The organism is Aeromonas dhakensis (genome assembly GCF_002285935.1).
GTDB lineage: Bacteria > Pseudomonadota > Gammaproteobacteria > Enterobacterales > Aeromonadaceae > Aeromonas > Aeromonas dhakensis.
Genome location: NZ_CP023141.1, coordinates 4644898 through 4657303, shown reverse-complemented (window position 1 = coordinate 4657303; position 12406 = coordinate 4644898). Strand labels below are relative to the sequence as shown.

General features: G+C 63.5%; 10 protein-coding genes. 2 read left to right on the top strand and 8 right to left on the bottom strand.

Annotation, left to right across the window (positions count from 1 at the left end):
• Both CK627_RS21535 and CK627_RS21530 read right to left on the bottom strand, forming a co-directional pair.
• Complete coding sequence (locus CK627_RS21535; RefSeq protein WP_017763861.1) at positions 1-351, bottom strand: hypothetical protein; 351 nt, start codon at positions 349-351, stop codon at positions 1-3.
• A 133-nt stretch (positions 352-484) separates the two neighbouring features.
• Positions 485-3457 carry an HD domain-containing phosphohydrolase gene (locus tag CK627_RS21530; protein WP_095593352.1) on the bottom strand — a complete coding sequence of 991 codons (2973 nt, stop codon included), beginning with the start codon at positions 3455-3457 and terminating at the stop codon, positions 485-487.
• Between the two features lie 155 nt (positions 3458-3612).
• On the opposite strand from CK627_RS21530, the gene CK627_RS21525 reads away from it, so the two are divergent.
• A complete protein-coding gene (locus tag CK627_RS21525) occupies positions 3613-4602 on the top strand; it encodes a luciferase-like monooxygenase (RefSeq protein WP_005304175.1) in 990 nt (329 codons plus the stop codon).
• Positions 4603-4836: 234 nt separating this feature from the next.
• The gene (locus CK627_RS21520) at positions 4837-5337 is read left to right on the top strand and encodes a 2TM domain-containing protein (RefSeq protein WP_017763864.1); all 501 of its coding nucleotides are present in this window, start codon (positions 4837-4839) and stop codon (positions 5335-5337) included.
• 249 nt (positions 5338-5586) lie between these two features.
• Here CK627_RS21520 and CK627_RS21515 read toward each other — a convergent pair whose 3' ends face one another.
• Genes CK627_RS21515 through lptD form a run of 6 tightly spaced genes read right to left on the bottom strand, consistent with a single transcriptional unit; the run spans position 5587 to position 12340 of the window.
• A complete protein-coding gene (locus CK627_RS21515; RefSeq protein ID WP_019839316.1) occupies positions 5587-6408 on the bottom strand; it encodes a symmetrical bis(5'-nucleosyl)-tetraphosphatase in 822 nt (273 codons plus the stop codon).
• 6 nt (positions 6409-6414) lie between these two features.
• Entirely contained in the window at positions 6415-6777 is a 363-nt protein-coding gene (gene apaG, locus CK627_RS21510) for a Co2+/Mg2+ efflux facilitator ApaG/CorD (protein ID WP_005304166.1), read from the bottom strand.
• Positions 6778-6781: 4 nt separating this feature from the next.
• Positions 6782-7594: a 16S rRNA (adenine(1518)-N(6)/adenine(1519)-N(6))-dimethyltransferase RsmA gene (rsmA, locus tag CK627_RS21505; RefSeq protein WP_005304162.1), complete on the bottom strand. Its 813-nt coding sequence runs from the start codon at positions 7592-7594 to the stop codon at positions 6782-6784.
• A complete protein-coding gene (gene pdxA, locus CK627_RS21500) occupies positions 7584-8579 on the bottom strand; it encodes a 4-hydroxythreonine-4-phosphate dehydrogenase PdxA (RefSeq protein ID WP_005304160.1) in 996 nt (331 codons plus the stop codon). The genes rsmA and pdxA overlap by 11 nt, the downstream gene beginning before the upstream one ends.
• Positions 8579-9877, bottom strand: a complete 1299-nt coding sequence (gene surA / locus CK627_RS21495; protein WP_005304159.1) for a peptidylprolyl isomerase SurA — start codon at positions 9875-9877, stop codon at positions 8579-8581. Before surA ends, pdxA begins: the two co-directional genes overlap by 1 nt.
• Before the next feature lie 30 nt (positions 9878-9907).
• A complete protein-coding gene (gene lptD / locus CK627_RS21490) occupies positions 9908-12340 on the bottom strand; it encodes an LPS assembly protein LptD (RefSeq protein ID WP_095593351.1) in 2433 nt (810 codons plus the stop codon).
• Positions 12341-12406 lie beyond the last annotated feature (66 nt).

Sequence of the window (12406 nt, the reverse complement as noted above, 5' to 3'; positions counted from 1 at the left end):
TCAGCGCGGCGTGATGCCCATATCGACCGGACACTGGATGGTCAGAGAGTGCACCGTGTTGGCCATGCGATAGGGTTTGCCAGCCTTGTAGACCTTCTTCTCGTCGTCATAGCTGCCCGCCGTGTACTGGGTGCTGTAGAGCGTCTGCTGACGGCGATCCGTCTCCTTGTAGCCCTGCGGGCAGGTCTGGTTGGCCTGCTGGAAGCAGGCCGTCATGCTGCTGCACTCGATGTAGAAGCCGCGCTGGCTGGCATCGGCCAGGTGCACCGGGGTGACGGTCGGGGCGGGGGGAGACAGCAGGGAGCAGCCGGACAGCGTCAGCGCGCCCAGCATGATGAGATGTTTTGACATAGATAACCTGAACAGTGTGGTGTGACAAAGAGTGAGGGGGAGTCTATTGCTCCCCCTTCGCTATAGGGGCACCGTTATAACCAGCCGGGGGCGTTCAGGCCAGCCCGCAAATGTAAGAAAATATGACCCGGCCCTAGGCCAGTCCGGCCAGCAGGGCGCTTTCATCCACCCGATCCAGCTGTTCGGGGGCGAGGAATCTCCCGGCGTAATCGCGCCAGATGCCGCTGCTGACGAACAGGGCAAACAGGGCGGGATCGATGTGCTGCTCGCGCACCATGCTCTGCATGATGGCCAGCGACTGGGAGACCGTCTTGCCCGATTTGTAGGGGCGATCGCTGGCGGTCAGCGCCTCGAAGATGTCGGCGATGGCCATGATGCGGGCGGGGATGCTCATCTGGCTGCCCAGCAGCTGGCGCGGGTAGCCCTTGCCGTCCATCCGCTCGTGATGGCCGCCGGCAATCTCGGGCACGCTGCGCAGATGGCGGGGGAAGGGGAGTCGCTCCAGCATGCGAATGGTCTGGATGATGTGCTCGTTGATCTTGTAGCGCTCCTCCTCGGTGAGGGTGCCGCGCCCGATGGCGAGGTTGTAGCGCTCGCCTCGGTTGTAGAGGTGAGTGGGTACCCGCACCTTGAAGCCCCAGGGATTGCGCTCGTCCAGCTGATCGTGGACGGGGCGGGGGATGAGGTGGGCGGCCTTGTCCGCCAGCAGGGGTTCGACGCAGGGCAGCGGTGCGGCCGGCTCCCCCTGGCGCAACTTGAGCTCCTCCCGGCTGATGCCGAGCCGATCGTCCAGGGTGCGCAGCCAGGTGCGGCTGGCGATGGCATCCAGCCTGGTCAGCTTCTCCGGCGCCATCCATTCGCCGCCCAGATTGCACTCGGCGACGAAGGCGAACTCCTCGTCCAGGGTGCTCCAGAGCGGCGCCACCGTCGCCCTGGCCGCTTCCCGCTCCGCCGCCGGCAGGCGGGCCGCCAGCGCCTCTATGTAGCCGTCGCGCTTGAGCACCTCGAAGCGGGTACGGATTTCGTGGATCCGATCGTAAAGGGTCTCCAGCTTGGTGGCCTTGTCTACCACGAACTCGGGGGTGGTCACCTTGCCGCAGTCGTGCAGCCAGCTGGCGATATGGATGGCCTCCCACTCCTCCTCGTTGAGTCGAAACTCGGCGAACGGTCCCTGCTGCTGGGCACAGGCGGCTTCGGTCAGCATTCGGGTCAGCTCCGGCACCCGCTGGCAGTGGCCACCTGTGTAGGGGCTCTTGGCGTCGATCGCGCCGGCCATCAGCTCGATGAAGGACTCCAGCAGCTGTTTCTGCTCCTCCAGCAGGCGCTGATTCTCGATGGCGGAGGCCGAGGTGCCCGCCAGCGCCTCGATCAGACTGATGCGCGAGGCCAGTTCACGGGCCGAGCAGTCAGGCAGGATCAGCAGCAGGCAGCCGATCAGCTCCTGGCGATGGTTGCGCAGGGGCTCGGCCACCAGCTGGCAGGGGCCGGGGAAGGGGCCCCAGTCGGCCAGATGCTGCTGCCAGCCCTGCTGGTCGATGGCGAGGCTGAGCCGCTCGCCCCGGGCCAGCTCGCCAAACAGGGCCTGTTGCCAGCGGATCTGCCCGGCCGGCAGCGGTGCTTTGCGCCACAGCGCCTGCACCGCCACCATCCCCTGCTCCTGAGCCAGGTAGAGACAACCCCCTTCGGCCTGCACCGCGGCGATGGTTTCGTGCAGGATGCGGCTGAGCAGGGAGTCGAAGCGGTGTTCGGCCGCCAGCGCCCGTCCCATGTTCATGAAGTTGCCGAGGGTCAGCCGCATGCCTGACATGGTATGGGCCAGATCGTCGATCTCGCGGATGGCAGACTCGGGGACCCGACTCTCGCCAAAATCGAAGTGCTGGATCCGCTCCGCCTCCTTGGTGAGCGCCAGCAGCGGGGTGGCGGTACGCCGCGAGACCAGCCAGATCACCGGCAGCAGCAGCAGCAGACCCGCCAGCGCCCAGCCCAGGTTGACCAGGGCCTCGTCTCTGGCCTGCTGATAGAGCAGGTCGGCCGACACCAGCAGGGCGATATGGAAGGGGGAGTCGCTCCCGAGGGGGGAGAGGTTGACCAGCCAGTCGCTGCCATCGGCGGCGGTCAGGTTGAGCTCGGCCGGCTCGCTCAGCAAGGTGGGCTGGCTGATGATCCGTTGTTGCAGGTCCGCCAGGGCCGGATGGGGCAGGCTGGCCAGCATGGGCAGCTGGCTCAGCTGTTCGAAGCTGGGCAGGTGTCTGGGATCGGCGGCCAGCAGGGTGGCGTACTCATCGAACAGGATCACCTGGCTCTGGGCGGGCAACTGCAGCTTGCCGATCAGGGCCGACAGCCCCTCGACGCTGGTGTCGAGCCCGATTACGGCGCGTCTGTCGTCGCTCTCCACCGCCAGGGTCATGCCTGGCTCCTTGGTGGTGAAGAAGAGGTAGGGGTTGGTGGTGGCGATCCCCGCTCGCCAGCGGGCCTGCTTGTACCAGTCGCGGCTGCGGGGATCGTAGCGGTAGTTCGGCATGGGGCGCCGCTCGAGCAGGCTCAGCCGCTGATCGAAATAGAGAAACTCCCCCTTGCCCTGGCTGAGGCTCTGCACCAGCAGGCTGCTGGTGGCCGGCACGCCCCCCAGCTGGGTCTTGGCCCGCTCGGTCAGTTTGCGCACCAGAAAGAAGTCGCCATCCTCGTAGCCGGCATAGACGGCCCCATAGCTGGGGCTGTTGGCCAGTACCTCCGCCAGTTGCGGCAGGTAGGCCAGACGGTCGGTCAGGTTGGTCATGGCCGCCAGCTGGCCGCTGCGCAGCAGGCTGAGCGACATGCGGGCCGGCCGCTCGTTCAGCTGCAGGGCGAGGGCCAGCTGCTGGCGATACTGCAGAAAGTTCTGTCGCTCGTGCTCCAGCCCCTGGCGGGCCCCTTGCTGGAACTGCAAGGCGATGAGTGCGCTGCCGAGCAGGGTGAACAGCAGGATGAAGAGGGTGGCGATATGCACATAGAAGGGTTTACGACCTGGCCTGGCAGTTGTCATGGACACATCCTTGTCACACGGGCGATTGCAGAGACGATCAACCTGCAGTGTGCCTGCAGGATGACAATAAACACAATAACCCATTCAGAGAGATCGGGATGTGACAGAGAGAAACTCCCCCTGCTGGCGCTCCCGTAACCTGTGTCCGTCAATTTTGCCGACCGATCAGGTGATTCATTCAGGTATCCCGTGCTACATTGCCCCCCTTGTTACTGGTCTGTGAATCAATGGAGTGACCCATGTCTGCCATCCCCTATTCCGTGCTCGATCTGGTGCCCGTTGCCGAAGGCTCCCAGCCGGCCGAGTCGTTTCGCCGCTCGCTGGATCTGGCTCGCCATGCCGAGCGCTGGGGTTACAACCGCTACTGGCTGGCCGAGCACCACAACATGCCGGGCATCGCCAGCGCCGCCACCTCTGTGCTGATCGGCCACCTGGCCGGCGGCACCAATACCCTGCGCATCGGCGCCGGCGGCATCATGCTGCCGAACCACTCGCCGCTGGTCATTGCCGAGCAGTTCGGCACCCTGGCGTCACTCTATCCGGATCGCATCGATCTCGGCCTTGGCCGCGCGCCGGGCACCGATCAGCGCACCATGCGGGCGCTCAGACGCCAGCGCAGCGGCGAGGTGGATGACTTCCCGGCGGATGTGCGCGAACTGATGGACTACTTTGGCGACGAGGTGGGCGCGGTGCAGGCGGTGCCGGGCCAGGGGCTGCATCTGCCCATCTGGTTGCTGGGGTCCAGCCTCTACAGCGCCCAGCTGGCGGCGGCCATGGGGCTGCCGTTCGGCTTTGCCTCCCACTTCGCCCCCGCCATGCTGCTGCAGGCGCTGGAAATTTACCGCGCCCAGTATCGCCCCTCCGCCCGCTGGCCCAAGCCCCATGCGGTGGTCTGCATCAACATGATCGCCGCCGACAGCGAGCGGGAGGCGCGCTTCCAGTTCACTACCCTGCAGCAGCAGTTCCTGCGCCTGCATCGCGGCAACGCGGGCAAGTTGCCGGCGCCTGTCGTCGAACTGAGCGAGGAGTGGTCCGAGCGCGAGCTGGTGGCGATGGAGCAGACCCTGGCCCGCTCGCTGGTGGGCAACCCGGATCAGGTACGCCACGGCCTCAAGGCGTTGCTGGCGGAAACCCGGGCCGACGAGCTGATGTTCAACGGTCCCATCGTCGATCATCAGGCGCGGCTGCGCTCCTTTGAAATTGCCGCCGAGCTGATGCAGGCGCTATAAGCTCGACTCCCCGAAGAGCAGGGCGCTATTTTGCTAGAAGCGCCTCTGTCGCCCTGCTGTCAGGTCATCGAGAGGGGGGCGTTGTGGGGAGGAAAGATGGGGTTCCTGCCCTCTCTATTTTATCTAATGCACTGAATTAAAAGGAAAGTCAGGTTGGTGTCAGGCTGCTGTCGTGTCGCATGCCACCCTCCGGCCCCTATGCTGGCCCCGTCAATCAACCACAAGGAGTTCGAGATGATCGTCAGGAAGTTGAGATTGCAGCGGGGCTGGTCACAGGAGCAGTTGGCCGCCTTTACCGGTCTGAGCGTTCGCACCATTCAGCGGATCGAGCAGGGTCAGCAGCCCGGACTGGAATCCCTCAAGGCCCTGGCCGCCGTCTTTGAGCTCGAGGTGGCGCAACTTGACGGTACAAGCCAACAGGAGCATGAGATGAGAGGGAGTGACACGATGGAACGGGATCAGATTCGGGTATCGGTAGAGGAGCGGGCCGCCATGCGTTATGTGGAGGGGCTCAAGGGCTTCTATTACCACATCGCCAGCTACCTGCTGGTAATATGCGGGCTGTTTGTCATCAACTACCTGAGCAACCCGGGCTACATCTGGGCCTGGTGGCCGGCACTGGGCTGGGGGCTGGGATTGATCTCCCATGCCATCAACCTGTTCCAGCCCTTCAAGCTGTTCGGCCCCGAGTGGGAGCGACAGCAGATCGAGAAACGACTGGGACGCAAGCTCTAGGGTGAGCTGTGCACCATAAAAAACGGGCCCGGCAATACCGGGCCCGTTTTGTTTTATTGTCTGCAGCCTACTTGGCGTTGGCGGGACTGTGAGTGGCGATCAGGACATCATCTTCATGGCACCACAGGGTTGCTCAGGTTCAGCCGCTTATCGTCACTTGGCGTAGGTAGGGCAGGGGGTCGCGATCAGGGCATCATCTTCATAACGCCACAGGGTGAGGCTCTGATTGTCCAGCCGCCTCCCTCACCATTACTTGGCGTAGGTAGGGCAGGGGGTGGCGATCAGGGCATCATCTTCATAACGCCACAGGGTGAGGCTGTTGCCCCAGACACAGCCGGTGTCGAGCGCCTTGATATCCGGCTTGCCGGTGTTGCCCATCAGGGCAGCCCAGTGGCCGAACACTAGGATGGGGTCGTCCACATGGTGTTCGCGCTGCTCGAACCAGGGGCGCAGGCCCGGGGTCGACTCGGTGGGGCCCTTCTTGCATTTGAAGTCGAGCCGGCCGTCGAAATAGCAGAAGCGCATCCGGGTGAAGGTGTTGATGATGTAGCGGTAGCGCTCGATCCCGACCAGATCGTCCTGCCAGCCATCGGGCTGATCGCCATACATGTTGTGCAGCAGCCACTGGTACTGATCACCGCGCAGCAGGCTTTCCACCTCGCGGGCACAGTTGCGGGCGGTGCGGGCGTCCCACGCCGGGGAGATGCCGGCATGCACCATCATGATGGGCAGGTCGGGGTGCTCCGCCAGCAGCGGGCGGTGGCGCAGCCACTCCAGCAGCTCGTCCCGATCCGGGGCGTCCATCAGCTCCTGCAGCCTGTCTTTCTTCTTGAGCGGGGCGACCCCGTCGGCGACCGCCAGCAGGTGCAGATCGTGGTTGCCGAGCACGGTGACGGCACGGTTGCCCAGCCCTTTGACGAAGCGCAGGGTGTTGAGGGAATCCGGGCCGCGGGCGACCAGATCGCCGCACAGCCAGAGTACGTCGTTAGCGGGATCGAACTCGGCCAGATCCAGCAGACGGCGCAAGTCGTCGTAACAGCCCTGGATATCGCCAACAAAACAGTTCGCCATGAAACCTCAGTTGATAATGTGGGGGACGGCCAGCGTAAAGGGTGCGATGGGCACCTCGAATTGCTGCCCCGACTCGTCTTGCAGGGTATAACTCCCTTCCATCACGCCGAGCGGGGTGGCCAGCGGTACGCCGCTCTGATAGCGGAAGGTCTCGCCGGGGGCGATGACCGGCTGCTCGCCGACCACGCCGGGGCCTTCGACTTCCAGCATCTTGCCATTGGCATCTGTGATGAGCCAGCGCCGGCGCAGCAGTTGCGCCGGGCCGGGCCCCAGGTTCTCGATCTCGATGAGATAGTGGAACTGGTAAGGGTCTTTGCTGTCCGCCACATACGAGGGGTATGGGCGGACCAGGATGTGCGGGGTTGCCACGGGATCAGGCCTTTGGCTGATCCGCCAGCCAGTTGGCGATCATGACGAACTGCTCGAGGGAGAGGTTCTCCGGGCGCAGGTTGCCATCGATGCCAAGTTCGGTCAACTGGGCGTCCGTGATGAAGTTGGAGAAGCTGTTGCGAATGGTCTTGCGACGCTGGCCGAAGCCCTCGGTGCAGACCCGGTTCAGGCAACGAATGTCTTTCGCGACGATAGTCGGGTTCTTGTGCGGGATCAGTCGGACCACGGCAGAATCCACCTTGGGCGCCGGCTTGAAGGCGCCAGGGCCCACTTCCAGCACAGGCACTACCTGGCAGTAGTACTGGGTCATCACGCTCAGCCGGCCATAGGCCTTGCTGCCCGGGCCGGCGGCCAGACGCAGCACCACTTCCTTTTGCAGCATGAAGTGCATGTCTTCTACCCGATCGGCGAACTCGCACAGGTGGAAGATGAGCGGGGTGGAGATGTTGTAGGGCAGGTTGCCGAAGATGCGCAGCGGCCCCTTGCCTTCCCCCATCAGGGTGCTGAAGTCGAAACGCATGGCATCGGCTTCGATGACGGTGAGCTTGTCCTTCAGGGTCGGGTGCTCGCGCAGGCGCGCCGCCAGATCCCGGTCCAGCTCGACCACGGTCATCTTGTCCATCTGGGCGGCGACCGGCTCGGTCAGCGCGGCCAGACCCGGGCCGATTTCCACCAGGTTCTGACCCGGCTGCGGATTGATGGCGGCCACGATCTGGTCGATCACGTAGCGATCGTGCAAGAAGTTCTGACCGAAACGCTTACGGGCCGTGTGGCCCATGTGCACCTTACTGCTCATATCTTTTTTTCTCTACCATCTTGATGGCGTGGTTGATCGCGGTGATCAGGCTGCCGGAGTCGGCCAGGCCCTTGCCTGCCAGGTCCAGTGCGGTGCCGTGATCCACCGAAGTGCGGATGAAAGGGAGTCCAAGGGTGATATTGACCGAACTGCCGAAGCCCTTGTATTTGAGCACGGGCAGCCCCTGGTCGTGGTACATGGCGAGTACCGCATCCGCATCCTTGAGGTATTTCTCCTGGAACAGAGTATCGGCCGGCAGCGGGCCGACCAGATCGATCCCCTCCTGGCGCAGGCCGGCCAGGGCGGGTTCGATCACGTCAATCTCTTCACGGCCGAGGTGGCCGCCTTCCCCGGCGTGGGGGTTGAGGCCGCAGACGTAAATGCGGGGCTTGGCGATGCCAAACTTGGCTTTGAGATCCGCATCCAGGATGCGGATCACCTTGCCGAGGCGATCCTCGGTGATGGCCATCGCCACATAGGCCAGCGGAATGTGGGTGGTCGCCAGCGCGACCCGCAGCCCTTCGGTCGCCAGCAGCATCACCACGTCGGCGGTGTTGGATTGCTGGGCGAAGAACTCGGTGTGACCGCTGAACGAGACGCCAGCCTGGTTGATGATCCCCTTGTGCACCGGCCCGGTCACCACGGCGGCAAATTCGCCGCTCATGTTGCCGTCGCAGGCGCGTTGCAGGGTGGCCAGCACGTAGGCGCCATTGCCCTCGTCCAGCTTGCCTGGTATCACGGCGGCGCCGAGGGGAACCGGGCAGACGGTGAGGGTGCCCGCCCGCTGCGGTTGTGCCGGCTGACCGGCATCATAGGGCAGCAGCTCGACGGGCAGCCCCAGCAGGGCGGCCCGTTCGCGCAGCAGCGCCGGATCGGCGATCACCACCAACTGGTGCGGCCAATCCTGCTGGGCTATCTGCAGCACCAGATCCGGGCCGATCCCGGCCGGTTCACCCGGGGTAATGGCGAGGCGACGACAGGTCATCAGCTGCCGGCGCCTTCGATCTGGATGTAGGCCTCGTCACGCAGCTCGTCCAGCCAGGCCTGGGACTCTTCGGTGAAGCGACGGTTGTAGATCAGCTGATAGGCGCGCTGCTCCTGGGCCTTGGTGGTGGCATCCTGGCTGCGGCGCTCTTCCAGCTGGACGATGTGCCAGCCGTGGGTCGTGCGGAAGGGTTCGCTGATCTGGCCTGGTTGCAGGCGGTTGACCATGTCGCGGAATTCGGGCACGTAGACGTTGGGATCGGACCAGCCCAGTTCGCCACCCTGCACCGCGGAGCCCGGATCCTCGGAGTACTTCTCCGCCAGGCTGGCGAAGCTCGCCTTGCCGCTCTTGATGTCGTGCAGGATGCCGTCCAGCATCCCCTTGGCTTTCTCTTCGCTCAGGATGATGGAGGGCTTGATCAGGATGTGGCGGGCGCGCACTTCGGTCTGCACCACCTGCTGCTGGCCCTTGCTGTCGAACACCTTGATGATGTGCAGGCCGGCACCGGAGCGCAGCGGGCCGACGATGTCGCCCTTCTTGGCACCCTGCACCGCTTCGGCCATCAGGGTCGGCATCTCTTGCGGGCTCATCCAGCCCCAGTCACCCCCTTCCAGCGCCTTGGGTCCGCTGCTCTCGGCAATGGCCATCTTGCGGAAGTCGGCGCCCTGCTTGAGGGCGGCCAGGATGCGTTCAATCTTGCTCTTGGCGGCGTTGAGCTGCTCGGCGCTCGGGTTGTCCGGCAGGGCAACCTGGATGTGGCCGACATGGTACTGCTGTTGCTGCTGACCCTGCTTGGCCAGGATATCCACCACCTGCTTCACCTCCTGCTCGGAGATGTTGATGCGGCGGCGCACCTGGTTGCGGCGCACCTCGTTCATCAGGATCTCGCGGCGCACCTCTTCCCGATACTGGGCATAGGTCAGCCCCTCGCGATCCAGCTGGGCACGCAGCTGATCCAGGGTCATCTTGTTGTCGGCGGCGATGCTCTGGATCGCTTGCTCCAGCTGGGTATCGCTGATCTTGAGGCCCTGGCGCTCGGCCAGCTGCAACTGCAGGCTCTCCTGGATCAGGCGGTCCAGCGCCTGTTTGCGCAGGGTAGCGTCATCGGGCAGGGACTGGCCGTTTTCCTGGGCGGAGATCTTGACCTTCTGGACCAGGGCCTCCTGCTGGCTGGCCAGCACCACGTCCTTGTTGACCACGGCAAGCACCTTGTCCATCAGCTCGGGGGCGGCGAAGGCACCCTGGCTCATGGCTCCGAACAGGCCTGCAGTCAGCAGGGAAATCAACGTCTTCTTCATATCCATCTCTCAAGGCGTTTGCCAGACCGCTTATTGGTCTCGCAGGTTAAACGGACGAATGTAAGGCAGTGCTTCGGTGTCAAGGGAGGTGCCCTTGGTGCCGGTACCCACGCTACCCAATCCTTTCATTTCAAACTGAATGCCCAGGCTGCGCTCCGAGGTCGGACGCAGGGTCACGTTGTCCGGAGTGTTGACCCACTCCAGGTTGAAGTTGATGCTCCAGCAGCAGGAGTCGTACTTCAGGCCCACCTTGCGATCAGACTTCACGCTCTGGTTGAGCTCCTGGTAGTAACCCCCGTACAGGTGCCACTGATCGTTGAGCGGCGTGGTCAACAGCAGGCCGATCTGGTTGAGGTCGGTGACCTGTCCCCGGTTTTCGAGATCGTAGTTGGCGTCGCGCACGAAACGGTGGTTCAACTGGCTGATCAGCTTCTCGTGGCGATATTCGAGGGCGCTGTTGGCGGAGCTGAGCCGGCTCTGGTCCATATCATATTGCGCGCCGGCATGGGCAAACCACTGCTCGTTGATCTTGGCATCCCCCTCGAAGGAGAGCGGGGAGCGGGTGTTGGTGGTCAGGGTCTCGCTGGGATAGAGCTTGACCCTGGGCGCAACGAAATCGAAAGCTTGGGCAACGGCCAGCCGAATTCGTTCATCGCCGACCTCATCATATACCCGGCTGGTGAGGCCGATGGAGATCCTGTTGGAGTCGCTGATGCGATCCAGGCCGGCGTAGCGGCGGTCGCTGAACAGGCTGTAGTAGTCCTGGCGCATGGTGGTGGAGTCATAGACCCCTATGTTGTCCTGATCCTTGTAGGGCACATAGAGGTACTGGAACTCCGGCTCCAGGGTCTGGTTGGCATCGCCGCCGAACCAGTTCTGGTTGCGCTCGAAGGTCATGCCGCCCTTGAGGCGGAACGAGGGCAGGGTGCGGGTGATTATCCCTTCGTCCAGCGTAACCCCGTTGGCGCCTGCAGGGGTGAAGCGGCTGACGAAGGTCTGGCTCATGTTGTTCGGCACTTCCTGATCGTAACGGGTGTACATCAGCTTGTACTGGCTGTCGAGGTAGTAGCCAGCCTCGTTGATCAGCGGCATGGTCAGGGTCGGGGCCGTGTAGACCCGGGTGCCGGTGTAGGCGCCGCCCTGGTTCTGGGCGATGGCCTGGGCATTGTTGTAGCCGAACTTGGTGATCTCGGTGTTCCAGGCCAGATCGTACCAGCTGCCCTGCTGGTAGTAGTTGTGGTCGATGCGCGGCATCAGCTCGTGGGGCTGCTGCGCGCTGGCCAGCAGGATCTGGTAGGTGCGCACCTCGGTGTTGATGTTCCAGTTGGGCTGGAAGTAACCGGCCATCAGGGACTGCTGCAACTGGTTCTCGACCTGGGTACCCACCTTGGGAGAGAAGTCGTTGAAGTAGTTGTAATCCCGATCCCGCACCTTGGTGTAGTCGAGCGACACCCTCATGGCGTTGTCGGCAAACAGCGAGGTGTGGTTGGCGTTGAGCAGGTAGCGGTGACCGTCGGACATGGCCTGGTTGAGGCTCGGGGTCTCGTCGTACTGCTTGTCGTTGGCCAGGTTCTCGAAGTAGAGGCTGCCCACGTGGGCCGGATCCGGCATGTAGCGGAACTGCACCTGCTCCATCAGGCCCCGTCTGTCCATGAAGCGGGAGGTGATGGTGGCATCGTAGTTGGGGGCTATGTTCCAGTAGAACGGCTGGGTGATGTCCATGCCGTTCTTGGAGCTCTGGGTGTAACCCGGGTAGAGCAGGCCCGTCTTGCGCTCATCCTTGATGGGGAAGTTGATGTACGGGAAGTAGAACACCGGATAGTCGTAGAGCCAGAGGCTGGCGTTCCAGGCCTCCCCGAACACCTCGGTCTGATCGATGTCGATGCTGCCCGCCTTCAGGGTCCAGACTTCCTGGCCCGGTGGGCAGGTGGTGTACTGGGCCCCTTCCAGGGTGATGTTCTGGTTGTTGTTGGTCATGGTGACCCGGTCGGCGGAGCCGCGCACCGGCGAGCCATGCACCTGATACTTGCCCTCTTCCAGCTCGGAATTTTTGGTATCCAGGTTGGATTTCAGGGTCTTGTCGCTGGTGACCGTGATCTGGCCGTCGTTGTAATAGATGTTGCCGATGGCGATGACGTCCCGGCTCTTCTGATCGAGCTCGGCGTAGTCGGAATCGAACTTGCGCACGCCCTGGCGCACCTTGACGTCGCCCTGATAGACGGCGGTGCCGCCCTGCTTGGCTTCGAGGCGATCGGCATCCACCTCCACGGGCTGGGCATTGGCGTCGGTGCCGGGCGCCAGTTTTTCAATCTTGGGGACATAGTCATAGCAGAGCCCGTCCAGGATCCCGGTGGCGGGAGGCGGCGTCAGCGGCGCTGCCTGCACGATGGCAGGGGTCAGGGCAGGAACAAGGCTGATGGTCAGGGCGATGGGATAGGAGTATCCCAGTGTCCGTTTTGTCATGTGAAAGACTCGCGCAATCCGTGGTAGCTACGGCTGATTCAAGACATGCATTTTACGACAGGATTC